Here is a 19,809-nt window from a genome sequence, read left to right as displayed (position 1 = left end):
CGGGGCACCGGTTGGCGGTCCGGTGCCCCGCTCACGGGGACGCGGTGAGGGTTACGGCGCCCCGAAGGTCAGCACCAGCTGCGGGGTGTTCTCCGCGGCCGGTGCCTCACTGGACCACAGCCACAGCGCGTCCGTCCCGGTGCTGGTGAGCGCCAGGTCGTAGGCGCCTCCCAGGGCCGGGGAGAGCGCCGCGGTGTCGAGCGTCGCCGAGTAGACCGTCGAGAGGTCGGTGGCCCCGCTCAGGGTGCCGACGACGGTCGAGGACACGGCGGGCTTGGAGGCGTAGGTGGTTCCCGCTTCCGTCCAGCTTCCGCCGACCGGCAGCACGGAGATGTCGTCCGTGCTGCCCGCGCTGCTCAGCGTGGTCGTCTTCACCGCCAGCCGCGCGCTCTTGAGCACCGTACCGGCCGGGGCGGCCGGCAGGTCGAAACGCAGATACGTCTCGTACGCCGAGCTGCCGCGGACCGCCAGCGAGGTGGAGGTGCCGTAATTGGTCCCGGTGGCACCGGCGTTGACGTAGGTGTCGTCCGAGGCTCGGACGCTCTGCACGCTGTCGGCCGGGGCCGAGGCCAGGGTGTAGTGGCTCTGCACCTGGTCCGCGCTCAGCACCGACGGGTAGATCGCCGTCTCGTCGATCTGCCCGGCGAAGTAGCTGCTGGACGGCTGGTTCGGCCAACCGTTGAGGTTGTCGCCGCCGACGTGCCAGTAGCCGGTGTAGCTCTGGTTGTTCGTCTCGCCGAGCGTGCCGACCTGGCTGCCGTCCACGTACAGCGCCATCCCGGAGGGGCCCTGGGTGGCGACGACGTGGTGCCAGGAGCCGTCGTTGTAGCTGCCCGGGGAGGTGACGGTGCGGGTGCCGCCCGTGTACACGCCGAAGACCAGCCGGCCGTCGTTGCGCATGTAGATGTGCTTGTCGTAGTTGCTGCTGGCCCGCGTGGTGTTGTTGCCGAAGCCGACGAGCTTGCCGCCCCGGTCGGTGGTGGTCTTGAACCAGGTCTCGATCGAGTACCGGCTCGGCACCGTGGTGCGCTTGTCGCTGTAGACCTGCTGGTCGGTGCCGTCGAAGCCGATGGCGGTGGACGGACCGGTCACGGCCGCCGGGGTCTGGCGCAGCGAGGGCCCGTTGAGGTGGATGCCGCTCTGGTCGCCGGGCGAGGTGTCGCCGACGAACGGAGTGGTGGACTCGTCGTAGCGCCAGTAAAGGGTCGCGCCGTCGTCGAGCACCCGGGCCGCGTACTTCTGGGCGGAGGTCGGCACCGTCACCGTGGCGGCGGCGGACAGCGCGGAGGTGTTGCCCGCGCCGTCGGTGGCCGTCACCCGGTAGGTGTAGGTGGAGCCGGCGCTGACGTTCGTGTCGGTGAACGACAGCTGCGGGCGCGACCACTCCACGGAGTCGCCGTCCACGGTGTACACGGGCGTGGCACCGCCGTTGCGGTAGACCTTGTACGTCAGCTTGGTGTCGTCGGTGTCGAGACTGGCCCGCCAGCGGACGTGCGCCTCGGTCGGCTTCACGGACTCGGCGCTGACGGAGGGCACCGACGGGGCGCCGGTGTCCGGGGAGGCGGCGAAGTGGGTGAGGCCCTGGGCCGGTGAGCCGTTGACGGTCGTGAACTCGCCGCCGACCCACATGTACTTGTTGTCGGAGGTCTCTGAGACCACCATGGCGCGCGGGCCGATGCCCTCGCCCAGGCCGTCGTTGGTGTCCGGGAACCAGCCCAGCTTGCCGGTGCCGGTCGTCGGTTCCGCGAGCAGGTGGTGGCGGCGTCCGTCGGGGAACTCCCCGACGCTGGAGCAGTCGTGGGCGTGCGAGGCGCTGTAGAGCACGCCCTGGAAGGACTTGACCGCCTGGGTGGCTCCGAGACAGGTGTCCCGCCACCGCTGGTCGAGCGTGGACAGGTCGAGGGCGATGCGGCCGTCGAAGACGCCGCCGCCGGTGCCCTCGTTGCCGGTGTAGAAGCCCGTGGCGTCGGTGTCGATCGTCTTGACCACGGAGTTGTTCTCGATGAATCCGGGATAGGTGCGGACGTTGGCGCCGGTGGTCGCGTCGACGACGGCCAGGGCGTGCGAGTTCGCGCCGTTCACGGTGAAGAAGTCGCCGCCCAGGACGACGTTCTTGCCGTCCGGGGTGACCGCGAGGGCACGGCCGGGCTCGTCGACGTCGGCCTGGAACGGCTTGACCGCCCCGCTGGTGGCGTCGACCGCCGCGTACCGCGCGTGCGCGCTGCCGCCGACGGAGGAGAAGTCGCCACCGAGGTACACCGTGTCGTCGGTGACGGCGAGCGCCCGCACGGTGGCGGAGACGCTCGGGTGGAAGGCGGCCTTGGGTGTGCAGGTGGCGATGTCGATGGCGGCGAGGCTGCTGACCTGCGTGCCGTTGACGGCTCCGAAGTAACCGCCCGCGTACAGCGTCTTCTTGTCCGGCGAGACGGCGAGCGCCCGCACGGTCGCGGTGCCGCTGCCGATGGTGAAGGACAGCTTGCAGGACGTGGGCTCGCCGGTCGCCGCGTCCAGTGCGACGAAGTTCACCGCGTTCTGAGCGGCGCCGCTTCCTCCCTCCGGCGGGCGCACCTGCGAGAAGGTGCCGCCCGCGAAGACGGTGCCGTGTGCCTCCGCCAGGGCCCACACGATGCCGTTGGTCTGCCAGGTGGGCAGGTCGTCGGCGGTGAAGGCGACGGGCGGGGTCAGTGCGGCGGCCGGCTGCGGCAGGGCCACCAGGCCCAGGCCGGCCGCGGTGGACAGGACGAGGGCGGCGCTCAGCCGCCTGGATCTTCTCATGTACCCCCCGGCTCCGGGGCCCGGTCAAGGACCCCTGCCTCGACGAGCCCGCGGGTCTTCCCCGGATCCGAACGGGCTCGCACTCATGTTTTGTTGTTCCGCGAACCATACGAGTACATGACACGCCATGCAGCGCACTTGACTCATCTGGGAGGGAATTTCGGTGTGTTGGGCGTCACCGCATGCGTCTCGGGCGTACCGCCCACCGGCTCGGCGTCACCACGCTCCGACGGGACGGCGATCACGACCGAAGCGGTTCGTACGGTGCGGTTCGCCGCACAACGGGCCAGTCGGCGCACTAGAGTTCGCTCCGGAAGCCACCGGCGCCCGCGGAGGACACCCATGACGGACCACGCCGCTCGTCCGACGCACCACCACCGAAGGCCGCCGGCCGGCCGCCGGCGCACCGCACTCGGCACCCTGGCCGGGCTGGTGCTGATCGCACTGATCGCGGGCACCGGACTGGCCCTCGACCGCACCGACACCGCACCCGGCACCCCGCGTACGAGTACCACCGCGCTTCCTTTCGACCTGCCGAGCCGCCACGTGCTGCGCGACAGCCCGCATCTGGTCTTCGCGCACTACTTCCCTCCGTATCCGCTCTCCCTCGACAACCGGCCCGCGGAGCACGACTACTACGCCCGCAACTACCTGACACCGCAGGGCGAGCAGGGCAGGCACGCCTCCTACGGCGGGCTGCTGCGCGACCGGCCGCTCCCCGTGCCACCGGCCGGCGGCGACTGGCGACTGGCCAATCTGGAACGCGAGGTGAGGACCGCCCGGGACGCCGGGCTGGACGGATTCACCGTCGACATCCTCTCCCTGACCGGAGTCAACCGTGAGCGCGTCGACCTGCTGCTGCGCGCGGCGCACCGCGTCGACCCGGGCTTCCGGGTCGTGCTGATGCCGGACATGACCTCCCTGCACACCGACCCGGACACCCTCGCCGACCAGCTGGCCCTGCTCGCCGCCTCGCCGTCCGCGTACCGGCTGGCCGACGGGCGCCTCGTGGTCTCCCCGTTCAAGGCCGAGGCACAGGACCCCACCTGGTGGAGCCAGGTCATGGCGCGGCTGAGCGACCACGGCATCGCCACCGCCCTCGTCCCGGTCTTCCTGGACTTCCGCGCCAACGCGGAGCGGTTCGCCCCGATCAGCCACGCCTTCTCCTCCTGGGGCAACCGCAGCTACGCCCGCCAGGACAACGTTCCCGGCGACATCCGACTCGCCCACTCGCTGGGCAAGAAGTGGATGCAGGCCGTGTCCGTGCAGGACGCCCGGCCCAACCAGGGCGTCTACGACGAGGCCGGCAACACCGCCACGCTGCGGTCCACCTGGAACCACGCGATCTCCGACGGCGCCGACTGGGTGCAGCTGACCACCTGGAACGACTACTCGGAGGGCAGCCAGTTCGCCCCCTCGCTGCACAACGGCCACACCTACCTGGACATCTCCTCCTACTACCTCACTCGGTTCAAGACCGGGGTCTGGCCGCGGATCGTCCGCGACACCGTGTACGTGACCTCCCGTGTCCAGTTCACGGACACCGGTGCCGCCCCGCTCCAGCCGCGGTTGATGCGTCCGCGCCCGGGCACCGCGCCCCCACGCGACCAGGTGGAGCTGCTCACCTTCCTGACCGCGCCCGCCACCGTCTCCGCGCGCGTGGGAACCACCCCTCACACGTACCGGGCTCCCGTCGGCGTGCACGTCCAGGACGTGCCCCTGGACTCTGGCCGCACCGAGGCCGTGGTCCGCCGCGCGGGTGACACCGTCACCGCCGTCACGACCCGCTTTCCGGTACGGCGCACGGTCACCGCGCAGGACCTCCAGTACTACGCGGTCTCCAGCCGCCGGCAGCATCCCTGACGCCGTATCCGGTCCGCGGCCCTCAACCGCCGAGCGGCCCGGGTGCCTCGCGGCCCTGACGCGGGTAGGAACACATGAACGGGAGAGGACGGTGGATCGATGGGAGAAGCCGGTCAGGGACAGCCCCCGCCTCGCGACGTCACGCGGCTCGCGGAGCGGTGCGACTTCGGCGCCCCGCGGGGTACCCATACACTCGGCGGCGGGGACGTCGGCTGCCTGGGCCTGGGGCTTGCGATCGTACTGTTGCCCCCCGGCATCGGCCTGGTCGCCGGCCCGTACGGTGCGGCGGTCACCGCGCTCGGGGCGGCCTTCCTCGCCGTCGCCGTCGCGCTGGTGCCCCTGACGCTGCGCCACGAAAGCCGCCGTGACGATCGCATCCCGCGGTTGTACCTCTTCGACCGAGGCATCGTCCTCACCCGGCCGCCCGAGATCGCCGCCTGCCCCTGGACGGACATCCGCCTCGTCGAACACACGCAGTCCACGCCCATCGGCCAAGGCGGCGCCACCTTGACCGTCAACCGGGTCAGACTCGAACACGTCGACGGTGGCGCGCTCTGCTCGATGGGCGCTTCCGCTCCCCTGGACGAAATAGCCCGCATCGCGCTAGCCGGTGGAGCGCACACCTAGGGACCGCCGTCAAAGCCTCTCGGTGGCTCAGTGTCTCAGCGCCTCAGCGCCGCCCTGGCCGGGAGGGTCACCGCCAGGAGGCCCAGTCCGACCGCACCCCCGGCGAAGGCCGCGTACACCAGCGGGGGTACGTAGGGGGCCTCGTCGGTGAGGCCGCGCATCATCGGGATCAGCGTCGCGGCGGCGATGGCCGTGCCGAGGACGATGCCGGCGACCGCCACCAGCAGGCCTTCCCAGCGCAGCATCCGCATCACCTGACGCCGGGTGGAGCCGACGAGACGGAGCATGCCGAGCTCGCGGCGCCGGTCGAGGACGGTCATCACGAGCGTGTTGACAGCCGCGACGGCGGCGAAGCCGCCGAGGACGCCGGCCATCGTGTAGTTGGCCCAGGCGTTGAGCTCGCGGTCGCTGTCCTGCTCGACGGCGTAGCCGGAGGCGTCGGTGACCCTGCCGAGCGGAGTGAGGGCCTTCGTGTCCCCTCCGCGTACCAGCAGCATGCTGTCGAAGCCCGAGGTGACGTGGGGCGCGAGTGAGGCGCGGTCCATGGTCACGGCCGCGAGGCCGAGCCCGCGGCCGTACACGGCGACGACCTCGGGGCTGGTCCTGGTGCCGTCCGGAAGGTACATCGGCAGCTTGTCGCCCACCTCGACCTGCGCCGAGGTCGCGAGCGTCTTGTCGATGGCGATCCGCCCCTTGCCGACCCGGTCCAGGCTGCCGCTGCGCACGTCGAGGTCCTCCACCTTCGCGAGCTGCTCGCCGGAGCCGGAGATGCCCTGCGTCGCGGAGCCCTCCAGCCACCGGTCGCCGCCGGAGCCGACGGGCACCAGCACCTGCGTGTCGAGCAGGCCCACGGCGGCATCGACGCCGGGCGCGCGGGCGGCCCGGCCGGCGGCGTCAGCGGGCAGCCCGGCCGGGTCCGTGACCACGTGGTCCGCGGTGACGCCGGCGCGCACCTGCTGCGCCGCGACATGGCTCTCGCTCGTGTGCATGAAGACGAGCGTCGAGGCGAAGGCCATGGCCAGCACGATCGGGGTGATCGCGGAGGCCAGCCGACGGGCGTTCGTACGGGAGTTGGCGGCCGCCAGCCAGGCCTCGGCACCGCCGCCGCTCAGCGCGAGCCCGAACAGCACCGCGCACGACCGTGCCACCAGCGGACCGAGCAATGCGACGGCGAGCATGAAGAGCATGACGACGCCCAGGGCCGCGTTGGCGGCGTCCTCCCCTGCCGAACGGGCGGCGAGCACGGTGAGGAACCCGCCGCCGACCAGGGCGCCCAGGCCCAGCACCGTACGGATCACCCCTGGCCGCAGCCGCTCCACCGACGCCTCGGTGAGGGCCTGCCCCGGCTTGGTCTTCGAGGGCCGGCGCCCGGCCGCCCAGCCGGCGGCGAGCGCGGTCAGCAGCCCCGCGCCGACGGCGACGACGAGGGGGATCCAGGAGACGTGCAGATCCACGGCGTCCGGAACGGCCCCGCGGTCCTTCAACTGCCCGAACCACCAGTGCGCGAGCCCGATCCCGGGCAGGCAGCCGACCAGCCCGGCGGGGGGCGCGACGAGCAGCGCCTCGGCGGCGACCGCACGGCGGATCTGCCGCGGGGTGGCGCCGACGGCGCGCAGCAGCGCGAACTCCCGGGCACGCTGGGCGACGGACAGCGCGACCGTACCGGACGCGGTGAAGACGGCGACCACGGCCGCGATCCCGCCGAAGGAGCCGCCGAGCCCGGTGAGGGTCTCCTTGGCGTACCCGAGCCCGCGGTCCTCGACGGCACCGCGGTCGTCGCCGGTGTGCACCATGGCGCCGGAGCCGGCGAGCGCCTTCCTCACACCGGCGGCGAGCGCGTCGGCGTCCGCCCCGTCCTCGGCCAGTACGGCGATGGCGTCGGCCTTGCCGGGATGCCCGGCGAGCGCGGGAGACCGGGCGTCGGCGAACCAGGCCGTGGCGCCTTCGGCCACGTCGCCGGATCCGTCCCTGGCCAGCCCGGAGACGCGGAATCCGGCGCGCCCGGTGGCGGTTTCGAGCACGACGGTGTCACCGACGCCGGCCTCCGCGGTCCGCGCGGCGGCGGCGTCGAGCACGACCTCGCCGGGACGGGGCGCGGCCCCGGAGGTGAGCGTGGCGCCGGTGAAGGCGTGCGATCCCCAGCCATGGCCGGTCAGGGCGCCATTGCCTTGGCGCACCGGGAACGTGAAGTCCGGCACCGCCGCCTCGGCGCCGGGCGCGCGGGCCGCCTTTTCGGCCAGCGCGGCGTCCACGCGCGCCGTGTCCGGCAGCGGGTCCGCCGACTCGGACCGGCTGTCACCGCTGCCCGTGACGAGGCGGGCGTACTGGTCCGCCGCCGCGACGACCGCCGCCTTCGCGTACCGCTCGGGCGGCACCGAGGCGCGGGCGCCCGTCTCCAGGAGGATGCCGCAGGCGGAGACGATCAGCGCCGCCATCATCAGCGCGACGAACGTGCCCGCGAACGCGGCGGGCTTGAAGCGCACGGCCGCGCGGGCGAGGCCGTTGGGGGCGAGGCTCCTCACGCGGCGGCCCCCGCCATCGCGCCCGCACGGGAGGTGAGGGCGGCCATCCGGTCCGCGATCCGCTCCGCCGAGCCGCGGTCGAGGCCGCCGGCGAAGACGCCGTCCGCGAGGAACAGCACGCGGTCGGCCCAGGCCGCCGCGGCCGGGTCGTGGGTGACCATGACGACGGTGGCCCCGAGAGCGTCCACCGCCTGCCGGAGCAGGCCGAGGACCTCGACGGCGGTGCCGGTGTCGAGAGCCCCGGTGGGCTCGTCCGCGAAGATCACGTCCGGGCTGGTGACCAGGGCGCGGGCGATGGCGACGCGCTGCTGCTGGCCACCGGAGAGCTCGCCGGGACGGGACCGCGCCTTGTGGGCGAGCCCGACCCGCGCGAGCACCTCGGCCGCCCGGCGGCGGTCCTGACGCTGCCCGGCGAGGCGCATCGGGAGCAGCACGTTCTGCTCGACGGTGAGGGAGGGCAGGAGGTTGAAGGCCTGGAAGACGAAGCCGAGGCGGCTGCGGCGCAACTCGGTGAGCTGGTTCTCGCGCATGCCCGTGATCTCCGTGCCGCCGAGGCGCACGGAGCCGGCCGACGGCCGGTCGAGGCCGGCGGCGCACTGGAGGAAGGTGGACTTGCCGGAGCCGGAGGGGCCCATGACGGCGGTGAACGTGCCGCGCGGCAGGGCGAGGTCGATGCCCGCGAGGGCGTGTACGGCGCGCGAGCCGCGGCCGTACTGCCGCCGGACGCCGCGCAGTTCGACGGCGAGACCGGATGTGCCGCCCCCGGCCTCCGGCCGGTCGTCCGTCTTCCGCTCCTTGCCCTTGCGCAGCCTCATGGCCCACCCTCTCGCGATCCTCTCGAGCCGACGACTCGAAGCTACGGATCACGGTCATCGCGGACCATGGTGGCCACCGGCGGATCCTGGGTGGGGATAACCCGAGGCGCCACCGGAGACCGGCCCGGGGGCCGGTCCAAGCCACTCACCAGCGGTGGCGCCGCTACCCCGCGGCAGGAGGGTGCCCGCAGCCCACTCCCGGCAGGCATCGTCCGCACCCCACACACGAGCTGATCTTGTGACTATTAGGCTACGACGATGGATCACGCAATCGACGTGCCCGAGAACTTCGCCCGGTCCGCAGGCCCGAACCGGGTGAACGACTACGACAGTTTCGCCGAAGCGTACGCGGCGGAGAACGAGAACAGTCTCGTGAACGCCTACTACGAACGGCCCGCGATGCTCGCCCTCGCCGGGGACGTGACCGGCCGTCGGATCCTGGACGCAGGCTGCGGCTCGGGCCCCCTGTCGGCTGCACTGCGCGACCGCGGTGCCGTCGTCACCGGCGTCGACGCCAGCGCCGGAATGCTGGCGCTGGCCAGGCGGCGGCTCGGTGACGACGCGGCCCTGCACATGGTCGACCTGCGTGACCATCTGCCCTTCGGGGACGGCGCGTTCGACGACGTGGTCGCGTCGCTGGTCCTGCACTACCTGGAGGACTGGGGGCCGACGCTGGCCGAGTTGCGGCGGGTGCTCACAGTCGGCGGCCGGCTGATCGCGTCGGTGGACCACCCCTTCGTGGCGTACACGTTCCAGGATCCTCGGCCCGACTACTTCGCGACCACCAGCTACACCTTCGACTGGATGCTCGACGGGCAGTCCGCCCCGATGAGGTTCTGGCGCAAGCCGTTGCACGCGATGACCGAGGCCTTCACGACCGCCGGCTTCCGGCTTTCCGCCCTCAGCGAGCCACAGCCCGACCCGGCCGCCCGTGAGCTGTTCCCCGACGGCTTCCACGACCTTTCGACCAGGCCCGTCTTCCTGTTCTTCGTCGCCGAGGCAGTACCGTCGGCTACCGGCTCGGACCACTAGGAGGTGTCTCGCCGTCGCGTGCGCGGGCGGCTCCTGGTGGGGCCCGGGGACCGGCCGTGGTCGGGCCCCACCGGATCTCCTACGCGTACTGGCCGGGCTGGTAGCCGCCGCCCGGCGTGCGGACGATGACGTTGAAGCGGTTGAACACGTTGATCACCGCTATCAGGGCGATGACCGCCGCCAGTTCCTCGTCGTCGAAGTGTTTCCGCGCCGCCTCCCAGGTCGCGTCGTCCACGCCGTGCGTGTCGGCCAGGCGCGTTCCCTGCTCGGTGAGGGCCAGCGCGGCACGCTCGGCCTCGGTGAAGACGGTCGCCTCCCGCCAGACCGCGATCAGGTTGAGTCGCGTCTGGGTCTCACCCGCTGCCAGGGCGTCCTTGGTGTGCATGTCGGTGCAGGCCGCGCAGCCGTTGATCTGGCTCGCGCGGATCTTCACCAGTTCCTGGATGTTCTTGGCCAGGGGCGACTCGTTCACCGCCAGCGCGGCGGCGCCGAACTTGCGGTAGAACGTCCGGCCGAACTCGGTGTCGCTGAAGTTGAAGCGGGGTTCCATGTGTCGCGTGTTTCCTTTCATGTCCCGGTCTCGCCCAGCGGGCGCAGGCCGTGGAACTTGTGGGGGTTGCGGACCGCGTCGATCCTGGTGACGCGGCCCTCGCTGATGCTGAGCGCGACGACGGCGCTGAGGCGGCCGTCGTCGATCATCAGCAGCGCCGCGCCGCCGTTCACACGGGTGACGCGGAATTCGCGGTCGGGTGCGAAGCGGGCGCCGCGGGCGAAGAACCGGGCGATGTCGTCGGCTCCGCGCAGTGGTTCGAGTACGGCCCGGACCACCCCGCCGCCATCGGTGGTGAGCACCGCTTCCGGATCGAGGAGCCGCGTCAGGCCGGCCATGTCTCCGGTGCGGGCGGCCTCCGCGAAGGCCCCGACGATCTCCTGGTGTGCCTGCGGGTCGACGTCGAAGCGTGGTTTGCGCTGCTCGACGTGGGCGCGGGCGCGGCTGGCGAGCTTGCGGCACCCGGCCGGGCTGCGGCCCAGGGCGGCGCCGACCTCGGTGAAGGACAGCCCGAAGACATCGTGGAGGACGAACGCCGCCCGTTCGGCCGGGGAGAGGGTCTCCAGCACCACCATCAGCGCCCAGGACAAGGAGTCGGCGAGGCTGACGGAGTCGGCCGGGTCCGGTGCGGTCTCGACCGGCTCGGGCAGCCACGGCCCCACGTAGGCTTCGCGGCGGGCCCGGGCCGAGCGCAGACCGTCCAGGGCGATCCGGGAGGTGGTGGTGATCAGCCAGCCGGTGAGGTCCTCGATGGCGGCCACTCGCGAACCGTGGAGGCGGATCCAGGCTTCCTGCACCGCGTCCTCGGCCTCGGAGAGGGTTCCGAGGATGCTGTAGGCCACCCCGACCAGGCGGGGCCGCAGCTCCTCGAAGATGGCCGCCACCTCGTCGGCAGCGTTCGGTTCGTTCATGCTGGGAGGACGAGACACGCTCCTGGAGTGTGACAGCACCACCCGATTTGTGACGTACGTCTCCCGATCGACACGCCGCCGTGGCGCGGGAGTTCGATCAACTGTCGCACGGCCACGTCCGCACCACCCTGAACCACGGAGGGATGGCCCCGCGGCTCGACCGATGACCGGTCAGTCGGCGGCGGCTTCGAGGCGGTGGGCGAGATCGATCAGGTCGTCCAGGCGCAGCACCCGTCCGCCGAAGCCTGGCAGGGGGACGTGCAAGGGCTCGGTCCACCGGGCGGGTATCGCGTCCAGTCCGTGATACGCCCCCGCGAGAGCTCCGGCGACCGCGGCGACGGTGTCGGTATCACCGCCGAGGTCGATCGCCGCGCGAACGGCGTCCTCGAAGCTGGTTGTGCTGCGCAGCGCCCAGACCGCCGATCCCAGGCAGGGCCAGACCGCGCCGTTGAACTCGGTCGCCTGGTCGGGGTGCCAGTCGGCGGCAAGGACCGTGGCGTACCGCTGACGGTGGTCGGGATGGACGAGATGCAGGACGGCGGGGAGGGCACCGAGGGGATCGGCACCTTCCAGCGTGACGCGAACGAGCTCGTGGAGGACGGCGGTGCCTTCCCAGGCGGCGCGGTCCCCGTGGGTGAGGGCAGCGATGCGCCGGGCGGCATCCATCGTGGCGGACTGGCCGGCGCGTGCGAAGTGGACCGCGGACGTCGACGCCCTCATCAGCGAACCGTTGCCCGCTGCTCGCAGGTTGACCTGGAAGTGAAGGCCGGCGGCCAGATCCCATGGCATGCCGTTGGTCAGCACGTCCTCGGTCTGCAGGCCGATGTCCTTGGGTTCGGCCCCCGCCCACCGTTGGAAGCGGGCGAAGACGTCCGGCAGGTCCAGCCCGCCCCGTTCCAACAGCGACTCCGCGACCAGAACGGCCATCTGGGTGTCGTCCGTGGCTTCCCCCGGTTCCCAGCCGCCGCCCCCGCACATCTCGCCGCCGCCACCTGGTTCCGGGAACCGGGCAGAGAACGCACCGGGAGGCCCGAACTCGAACGGGGCTCCCAGCGCGTCGCCCACCGCTGAGCCGACAACCGTCGCGACGGCTCGCTCCCTACGCATCATCCGCCCAGTCCGTCCTCGTCGAAGGTCATCTGCTGATCCTCCGCGGCCTCGCTGGCAGCAGTGGCCGGCATGGTGCAGGGCGCGGGAAAAAGCGTGGTCCGTGCGCCGCCGCCGGAGTGCGAGAGACGCCGATAGCCGCCTTCGGTGGCGTGGACGTCGACGGCGGCAGACTGGTGCGGCCAGGCGCTCGTTCCGGCGCCGATCGCCGCGGGTCGAACCCGGCGGCAGGTGTGGCGTCCCTGCCTCGTACCCGCCGGTGTCCGGGCGTGGGAGGTGGCAGGTCTGCTTGCGCGGATCACGGCACTTCCCGTGATCCGCGCGAGCGTCCTTGTGACGCCGTCCCGTTCGGCGTTGGCGGCGCCGCCGGGGTTCAGTGCCCGGCTGATCCCTCGGGCCGTGCGTGGCGCGGCAGGAGGAACGCGAGCAGGAACGTCAGGGCGAGCATGCCGTCGACGATCCACAGCACCGTCTTCATGACCGAGCCGAAGCCGCTGCGGAAGGCCGACTGCGAGGTGGCCTCCAGTGCGGCGGGCACGCGCGCCCCGGCCTCAGGGGAGGTCACGGCGGACCGGGTGTCCTTCTCCAGCTGCGCGCAGGAGGCGGGGGTCGCGGCGGGGTCCTTGGCGACGGCCCGGTCCGAGGCGCACGCACGCAGGTCCGCCACGACGCGGTCCTGCGCGGCGGGCGCGACGTGCGCGGCGGCCAGTTGCTGCCGCAGGTCGTCCGAGCGGTGGTCGACGGCGGTGGCGATCCCTCCGCCCAGCAGGCCGAAGAACACGGTGCCGAGGACGGCCACGCCGAAGGCGCCGCCGAGCTGCTGCATCGCGGTCATCGTGCCGGATGCCGAACCGGTCTCGTGCTGCTCGACGCTGGCGAGCACGATGTCGAAGAACGGCGCCATGAGCAGGCCCATCCCGATGCCGGTGACCAGCAGGGACGGCAGGAGCTGCCAGGGGCCGACGCCGCTGCCCACCATGTCGAGGGTGAGCCACACGCCGAACACGCCGAGCGCCATGACCAGCGCGCCCACCTGGAGGACGGTACGTCCGAACCGGGCGACACCCTGGGCGATCCCGAAGCCGACGATCATGCCGCCCGACCACGGCACCATCACCAGTCCCGCCTTGAGCGGCGAGTAGCCCAGCCCGATCTGGGTGTAGAGGTTGAAGACCAGCATGAAGCCCTGCATGGTCGAGAAGAAGACCAGCCCGAGGGTCATACCGCCGCTGAACCCGCGCTTGCGGAAGAGGCTGGGGACGACCAGCGGGTCCCGTCCGGTCCTGCTGCGGCGCGATTCGTACCTGGCGAAGGCGGCGAAGACGACCACCGAGGCGGCCATCATCGCGAACGTCCACGCGGGCCAGTCGTACTCACGTCCCTGGACCAGGGGGAAGATGATGAGCAGCGCGGCCAGCGAGACAAGGAGCATGCCGGGGATGTCCAGGCGCGGCTTGTCGCTCGCGCGCCCCCTGGGCAGGTAGCGCACGGCGCCGAGGAACGCCGCGGCGCCCAGCGGCAGGTTGATCAGGAAGATCATCCGCCAGCCGGTGCCGAAGTAGTCGGCGTCCACGAGCCAGCCCGCCAGGATCGGCCCGCACACGGCGGACAGTCCCATGACCGGGCCGAACATGCCGAAGGCCTTCTGCGACTCCTTCGGCGGGAACATCTCCTTGATCATGCCCAGGCCCTGCGGCAGCATCACCGCGCCGAACAGTCCCTGCACGACGCGTGCGGCGATCAGCATCTCGGGCGCCACGGACACCGCGCACAGCAGCGAACCCAGGGTGAAGCCGGCCGCCCCCACCAGGAACATCCGGCGGCGGCCGTGGATGTCGCCGAGCCGCCCTCCGGTGACGAGCCCGACGGCCATCGACAGGGTGTACGCGGCGGCCAGCCACTGGAGGGTGGAGGCACCGCCACCGAGGTCGGCCCGCATGGAGGGGCCGGCGATGTTCGTGACGACGGCGTCGAGGAGGTCCATCACCTCGGCCGCGAGGATCACGAAGAGGGCGGCCCAGCGCCACCGGTAGGGCGCCGGCGAATCGGTGAGCGCCTCGTCTGGCGCGACGCCGGTGGTGGACATCGGAACTCCTTGTCAAAGGACCGCGTCCGATGGTGATCCGGAAGCGCGGTGGGACGGATGGGTGTGACGGTCCGGGCCGCTGATCCGGCCCGGAGAGACGGGGGCCGGGCCGAGCATCGCGGACGGGCGAACACCGTTCACGAACACTGTTCACCGTAGCAGAACAGCGCTCACTGAGAGAACGGCGTTAACCAAGATATAGCGCAACTTCGCGACCGAGACAAGATATATCGCGTCGATCGCGATTCCCGCCTGCTTACGGCCGGTATGAACGACGCTCGCCGAAGGAGAACACTGTTCTGCCCATGCCTAGACTGTGGTCATGACCGACCCGGCCGACAGCACCCCCGCACCTCCCCCGCCTTCCCCCTGGGAGCGTGAGCGCCCCGCTCGCACCCGCGCCGCCGTCGCGCGAACACCGCTGTCGCGTGAGCGGATCGTCGAGGCCGCCTTCACCGTGCTGGACCGGCAAGGGCTCGACGGCCTGTCGATGCGCCAGGTGGCGGCCGAACTGGGGGTCACGGTCTCCGCCCTCTACGCCCATGTCAGCTCCAAGGACGACCTCCTGGAGCTGATGTACACCCGGCTCTTCGACGGCGTGGAACTGCCCCGACCCGACCCGGACCGTTGGCAGGAGCAGGTACGCGACTTCGCCCGCGCAGGACGCCGGCGCCTGCTGTCCCACCGGGACATGGCCAGGATCTCGATGGCCCACGTCCCGTTCACCGCCGAACTGCTGCCGCACGTCGAGTCGTTGCTCGCCATCTTCCGTACCGCCGGGCTGCCCGACCGGATCGCGGCGGAGGCCGGTGACCTCATCTCCACCTACATCGACGGGTTCGTCCTGGAGGAGGGCATGTGGCAGGACCGGGCCGCCGAGCAGGGTGGTGCGGACTCCTCCCTGGCCCGCCCCGACTGGCGGGAGATGGCAGAGGAGATGCAGGACTACTTCGCGTCCCTGCCCGCGCAGGACTTCCCCCACCTGCGCGCCCTGGCCGGAATGATGGTGACGGACTCCGCCGACGAGAGGTTCGACATCGGCCTGGAGATCATCCTGCGCGGTCTGGCGAGCTACCTGCCCGATGCCGAGAAGGGTGAGCCTTCGGACGGCGGCCGAGCAGCGGACACCACCTGATCCCCGACACGTCCGGCACGCTCGCGCCTCGCCGGCGCGAACGCTGCCAGGCCGGGACGGGCGGAGGTGCGGGACGGGCGGAGGTGCGGGCCGGGCGGAGGAGCGGGACGGGTGGGGGTGCGGGGCGAGCCGGGAACTTGACTGGCCGTCAGCGACCCCCTGTGAACATCACTCACCGACTCCCGGACATTCGCCGCACCGTCGGCGCGGCGCCTCACGTTGTTCCCCGGTTCCGATTGTCATGGCGTGGACAGTCTTCTTGGGTGCCCCGGACGGGGGCCCATTTGACGGGAGCTCACATGACATCCATGGCACTGCGGTCGCGTGCGGCGACCGCCGCGGCGGTGACGGCGCTCGCGATGAGCGCGACGGTTCTGGGCGCGGGGACCGGCACGGCGAACGCGGTGGAGCGGGTCCGGCTGGCGGACGACGTGCAGATCGCGCCGGGAATCACCTACCGGGCCTTTTCCCTGACGGCCTCGCACGGCACGGTGACCGGCCACGTGGTCACCGCCGATCTGAGCGACCGGCGGGTATCGGCCGGTCTGCTCACCCCCGGCAAGGTCGCGGCACGCGCCAGACTCTCCCAACTGGCCGCGGACCAGGGGGCGGTGGCCGGCATCAACGCCGACTTCTTCAACATCGACGAGACGCAGCACCCAGGAGTGCAGGCGACCGGTTCCGCGGTGGGCCCGGCCATCGCGGACGGTGTGCCGCTCAAGGCGGCCGTGCCGAACGGACAGCGCTTCGGGCCCGCCCTGCCGCCCGGCACCTCCACCCGCGATGTCATCGGCGTCGGCTACGACCGCAAGGCCCGGCTGGACGAGCTGAGCCTCGACGGCACGGTCCGGGGCCGGCACGGCGAGCGGTTCGAGCTCGCCGGGCTCAACCAGTACGCCATCCCCGAAGGCGGCATCGGAGCGTTCAACTCCCTCTGGGGTGACGTCTCGCGCCGGCGCGCCGTGTGCGGCACCGACACCGTGCGCGCCGCCGCCTGCACCACCGACGCCTACGAGGTGACGGTGAAGAACGGCCGGGTGGTGTCCGAGTCCGACACCGTCGGAGCCGGTGCCGTCGACCCCGGCTCGGTGGTCCTGGTCGGCCGGGAGGCCGGGGCGGCGCAGCTGCGTTCGCTCCGGGTGGGAGAGCGGGTCCGGGTCTTCGACAGGCTGCGGACCACCAGCGGCAAGCGACTGAGATTCGCGGTGGGCGGCTACCCGGTGCTGCGTGACGGTGAGCCGCTGCCCGGCCTGGACACCAAGGCCGTGGCCACCAGGACCGGGGCGGCCATCGGTGACCACGGGCGGACGCTGTACCTGCTGGTGCTCGACGGCAGCGCGGAGAGCGGTGCCGGCCTGACCGTGGCCGAGCTCGCCGGGGTGCTGCACGACGTGGGCGCCGACGACGGTGTCAACCTGGACGGCGGCGGCTCCTCCACCCTGGTGACCCGCGACCCGGTCTCCGGCGCCCCCGTGGTCCGCAACCACCCGACGGGCGGTGCCGAACGCCCGATCCCCGAGGGCATCGGCCTCTTCTCCCGCGACTGACGCACCGGGTACGAGTCCGCAGGGGGTTCCTACGAGTCGGCGGGGGCATACGGGCACGCTGATGCTCATCCGCACGTTCCACGCCCCTCCAGCTCGCCCGCTGCGAGGCTCAGCATGCCGACGGCCGTCGACAGCGAGTAGTCCGGGAGCCGCGGAGCGTTGCGGGGGCGCGGTCAGTTCGCTGACCAGGCTCTTCGGCGGCGGGAATGATTCCGGCGAGAGGTCCGTTGTACAGAGCGGTCGTAGTTTTTGTGTCTGTGTTTCACCGCACGCTCGCGAAGAACGACGTCGCGGGCGCCGCCTTCCTTCAGGGAACTGGAGAAGTCGCGTCCAGGCCGGCCCGGGACGCCGCACGGTGCGGGTCCCGTAAGCAGCCCCTGCAAGGAGCAAGAAATGACTCAGGGAACCGTCAAGTGGTTCAACGCCGAGAAGGGCTTCGGCTTCATCGCCCAGGCCGACGGACCGGACGTCTTCGTGCACTACTCCGAGATCGAAGGCCACGGCTTCCGTAGCCTGGAGGAGAACCAGCACGTGGAGTTCGATGTCGTGCAGGGTCCCAAGGGCCCGCAGGCCGCGCGCGTTCGCGCCATCTGAGGTCCGGCGGGCGAGACCTGCCGCACCCCTGCTGCTGAACCCGAGGGCCGGTGCCGTGAGGCGCCGGCCCTCGGCATGTTCCCCCCGGGCCCTCGGCATGTTCCCCACCGGCCCGCCCTCGGCACGTTTCTCGGCCGACGGCCGGTATCTCATCCGCGCTCGCGGAGGTACGCGTCCAGCTCGGCGGCCCCGGTCAGCATCGCCCGCCCCCGGGCGGACAGCCGGCCGCGCCAGTCGCCCAGTGCGGCCTCCAGGGGTTCCAGTCCGCCGGCCGCCCGTACCTGGGCGATCAGCGGCGCGATCTGCTCCAGCAGGTAGCCGCCGCGCCTGAGCTGATGAGCCAGCCGAACGTCCCGTACGTCGGCCTCGTCGTAGACGCGGTACCCGGTGCGCGGGTCGCGGCGCGGACGCACCAGCCCGGCGCGCTCCCATGTACGCAGCGTCGCGGGCCGGATGCCGAGCCGCTCCGACAGCGGCCCGATGAACGTGCCGTCGGGCCGGGACGCGGTGCCGGAGCGGGACGCGATGCCGGAGTGGGACGCGGTACCGGAGTGGGACGCGGTCTCCGGCTGTGACGCCGCCGTGCGCTCCAGACCGCGTAGGGCGCACTCCACGGCCGCAAGGGTCCGGCGGTCGTCCAGGAGCTGTGCGTGGCTCTCGTCGATGAGACGGAACGCCTCATCGTCCGCGCCTTGGTTCACCGCCCGCATGATCGAGCTCGCCGTCGGGTGACCGTGGCCGGGCACCAGGGCGAGAAACGCGCGCAGTGCCCGCGCGTGCAGCCGCGTATAGGTGCGGTAGCCGTGGGCGGTACGACGGGCGGCCGGAAGGATGCCGGCCTCCTCGTAGTTCCTGACCGCCTGCGTGGAAAGGCCGTGCCCGCGCGCCAGGTCAACCGGCCTGAGCCGCTCATCGCTTTGAAGGTTTCGTCCCACGTTCCCGACGATAGCGCGGGAAAGTTTCAACCGAGGCTTCAACAATACCGTTGAAGGCATGGCGACCGACATCAAGGACACCGCCCATGCCGTCGAGGCTGCCGCCGTCATGAGGCTGCTTCCGGCCCGGCCCCGGCTGCTCGCCCTGGGCGAGCCCACCCACGGCGAGGACACGCTGCTCGAAGTACGCAACGAACTGTTCCGGCGACTTGTCGAACAGGAGGGGTACCGGACCATCGCGATCGAGAGCGACTGCATGATGGGCCTGGTCGTGGACGACTACGTCACCTCGGGCCGGGGAGATCTCGACGAGGTCATGGAGCGGGGGTTCAGTCACGGCTGGGGGATCTGTGCGGCCAACCGTGATCTCGTGCGCTGGATGCGCGCCCACAACGAGGGCCGGCCCGGGTCCGAGCGGCTGCGCTTCGCCGGTTTCGACGGCCCGCTGGAGATCACCGGTGCAGCGAGCCCCCGGCAGAGCCTCACCGCGCTCCACGGCTACCTCGCGGCCCGGGTGGAGGCCGGCCTGCTCCCCTGCACGTGGGAAACGCTCGATGGCCTGCTCGGCGGTGACGGCCGGTGGACCGATCCCGCCGCCATGACGGACCCGGCCCGTTCCGTGGGGCAGTCGGCCGAGGCCAGGGAGTTGCGGCTGCTTGCCGACGATCTCGTGGCTCTGCTCGAGGCGCAGACGCCGCACCTGCTCGCGGTGTCCTCCCGGGAGGAGTGGGACCGGGCGCGCCTGTACGGGCGCACCGCGACCGGCCTGCTGCGCTACCACTTCTGGATGGCCGACACCTCACCGGCCCGCATGACCCGGCTGTGCGCGCTGCGGGACGTGATGATGGCCCACAACCTCCTCGATCTCGCCGCTCGGGGCCCGGTGCTCGTCCACGCGCACAACTCCCATCTCCAGCGGGAGAAGAGCACGATGCGGATGTGGGAGGGGCCGGTGGAGTGGTGGAGCGCCGGTGCGCTGGTGAGCGCCCAGCTGGGCGAGGAGTACGCCTTCGTGGCGACGGCCCTCGGCACGATCCGGCATCAAGGAGTGGACACGCCGCCCCCGGGCACCCTCGAAGGACTCCTGTACGCGCTCCCGGAGGACCGCTGCGTCATCGACACCCGCCGCCTGGCCACCGCCCTCGGCGACGCACCACCCGCACCCCGCGTATCCCCCTGGTTCGGCTACGCCCCGCTGGACCCGGCACGCCTGGCGGACACCGACGGGATCGTCTTCGTCAAGGACGTCCCGCGGATCCAGCGCCCCTGACTTCGGCTCCTCGGAAAGCCACGGCGATGCTCTCGCCGAC

At 71.9% G+C, this 19,809-nt stretch carries 15 protein-coding genes; 7 read left to right on the top strand and 8 right to left on the bottom strand.

Translation table 11 applies throughout. The annotated features are described in order from the left end of the window. Positions 1 to 51 precede the first annotated feature (51 nt). Positions 52 to 2,775, bottom strand: a complete 2,724-nt coding sequence (locus tag ABZ484_RS07390) for a LamG-like jellyroll fold domain-containing protein (RefSeq protein WP_358864920.1) — start codon at positions 2,773 to 2,775, stop codon at positions 52 to 54. A 342-nt stretch (positions 2,776 to 3,117) separates the two neighbouring features. Here ABZ484_RS07390 and ABZ484_RS07385 point away from each other — a divergent pair, with 342 nt between their 5' ends. Both ABZ484_RS07385 and ABZ484_RS07380 read left to right on the top strand, forming a co-directional pair. Next, the gene (locus ABZ484_RS07385) at positions 3,118 to 4,638 is read left to right on the top strand and encodes a glycoside hydrolase family 71 protein (protein WP_358864919.1); all 1,521 of its coding nucleotides are present in this window, start codon (positions 3,118 to 3,120) and stop codon (positions 4,636 to 4,638) included. A gap of 99 nt (positions 4,639 to 4,737) precedes the next feature. Next, a complete protein-coding gene (locus tag ABZ484_RS07380) occupies positions 4,738 to 5,265 on the top strand; it encodes a hypothetical protein (RefSeq protein WP_358864918.1) in 528 nt (175 codons plus the stop codon). Between the two features lie 35 nt (positions 5,266 to 5,300). Here the strand turns inward: ABZ484_RS07380 and ABZ484_RS07375 are convergent, their stop codons facing one another. Both ABZ484_RS07375 and ABZ484_RS07370 read right to left on the bottom strand, forming a co-directional pair. Next, entirely contained in the window at positions 5,301 to 7,787 is a 2,487-nt protein-coding gene (locus ABZ484_RS07375) for an FtsX-like permease family protein (protein WP_358864917.1), read from the bottom strand. Further along, positions 7,784 to 8,602 carry an ABC transporter ATP-binding protein gene (locus ABZ484_RS07370; protein WP_358864916.1) on the bottom strand — a complete coding sequence of 273 codons (819 nt, stop codon included), beginning with the start codon at positions 8,600 to 8,602 and terminating at the stop codon, positions 7,784 to 7,786. The genes ABZ484_RS07375 and ABZ484_RS07370 overlap by 4 nt, the downstream gene beginning before the upstream one ends. A 258-nt stretch (positions 8,603 to 8,860) precedes the next feature. On the opposite strand from ABZ484_RS07370, the gene ABZ484_RS07365 reads away from it, so the two are divergent. Next, entirely contained in the window at positions 8,861 to 9,634 is a 774-nt protein-coding gene (locus tag ABZ484_RS07365) for a class I SAM-dependent methyltransferase (protein WP_358864915.1), read from the top strand. Positions 9,635 to 9,713: 79 nt separating this feature from the next. On the opposite strand, the gene ABZ484_RS07360 is transcribed toward ABZ484_RS07365, so the two are convergent. The 4 genes from ABZ484_RS07360 to ABZ484_RS07345 form a co-directional block, all read right to left on the bottom strand. Next, complete coding sequence (locus tag ABZ484_RS07360; RefSeq protein ID WP_358864914.1) at positions 9,714 to 10,184, bottom strand: carboxymuconolactone decarboxylase family protein; 471 nt, start codon at positions 10,182 to 10,184, stop codon at positions 9,714 to 9,716. 17 nt (positions 10,185 to 10,201) lie between these two features. Then, entirely contained in the window at positions 10,202 to 11,095 is an 894-nt protein-coding gene (gene sigJ, locus ABZ484_RS07355) for an RNA polymerase sigma factor SigJ (RefSeq protein WP_358864913.1), read from the bottom strand. Positions 11,096 to 11,266: 171 nt separating this feature from the next. After that, positions 11,267 to 12,205, bottom strand: a complete 939-nt coding sequence (locus ABZ484_RS07350) for an ADP-ribosylglycohydrolase family protein (RefSeq protein WP_358864912.1) — start codon at positions 12,203 to 12,205, stop codon at positions 11,267 to 11,269. A 370-nt stretch (positions 12,206 to 12,575) separates the two neighbouring features. Next, the gene (locus ABZ484_RS07345; protein ID WP_358864911.1) at positions 12,576 to 14,288 is read right to left on the bottom strand and encodes an MFS transporter; all 1,713 of its coding nucleotides are present in this window, start codon (positions 14,286 to 14,288) and stop codon (positions 12,576 to 12,578) included. 322 nt (positions 14,289 to 14,610) lie between these two features. Between ABZ484_RS07345 and ABZ484_RS07340 the strand changes: the two genes are divergently transcribed. The 3 genes from ABZ484_RS07340 (at position 14,611) to ABZ484_RS07330 (ending at position 17,564) form a co-directional block, all read left to right on the top strand. After that, positions 14,611 to 15,423 (top strand): TetR/AcrR family transcriptional regulator, encoded by an 813-nt coding sequence (locus ABZ484_RS07340; RefSeq protein WP_358864910.1) that lies wholly within the window; start codon positions 14,611 to 14,613, stop codon positions 15,421 to 15,423. A gap of 299 nt (positions 15,424 to 15,722) precedes the next feature. After that, positions 15,723 to 16,970: a phosphodiester glycosidase family protein gene (locus ABZ484_RS07335; RefSeq protein ID WP_358864909.1), complete on the top strand. Its 1,248-nt coding sequence runs from the start codon at positions 15,723 to 15,725 to the stop codon at positions 16,968 to 16,970. A 393-nt stretch (positions 16,971 to 17,363) separates the two neighbouring features. Continuing rightward, positions 17,364 to 17,564 carry a cold-shock protein gene (locus ABZ484_RS07330; RefSeq protein ID WP_358864908.1) on the top strand — a complete coding sequence of 67 codons (201 nt, stop codon included), beginning with the start codon at positions 17,364 to 17,366 and terminating at the stop codon, positions 17,562 to 17,564. A 149-nt stretch (positions 17,565 to 17,713) separates the two neighbouring features. Here ABZ484_RS07330 and ABZ484_RS07325 read toward each other — a convergent pair whose 3' ends face one another. Further along, a complete protein-coding gene (locus ABZ484_RS07325) occupies positions 17,714 to 18,499 on the bottom strand; it encodes a TioE family transcriptional regulator (RefSeq protein ID WP_358864907.1) in 786 nt (261 codons plus the stop codon). Positions 18,500 to 18,557: 58 nt separating this feature from the next. On the opposite strand from ABZ484_RS07325, the gene ABZ484_RS07320 reads away from it, so the two are divergent. Further along, entirely contained in the window at positions 18,558 to 19,769 is a 1,212-nt protein-coding gene (locus ABZ484_RS07320; RefSeq protein WP_358864906.1) for an erythromycin esterase family protein, read from the top strand. Positions 19,770 to 19,809 lie beyond the last annotated feature (40 nt).

The sequence above is a fragment of the Streptomyces sp. NPDC006393 genome, from assembly GCF_040628575.1.
Taxonomy (GTDB): domain Bacteria; phylum Actinomycetota; class Actinomycetes; order Streptomycetales; family Streptomycetaceae; genus Streptomyces.
Note: the sequence above shows the minus strand (reverse complement) of the source record. Positions and strands in the feature narration are given on the sequence as shown.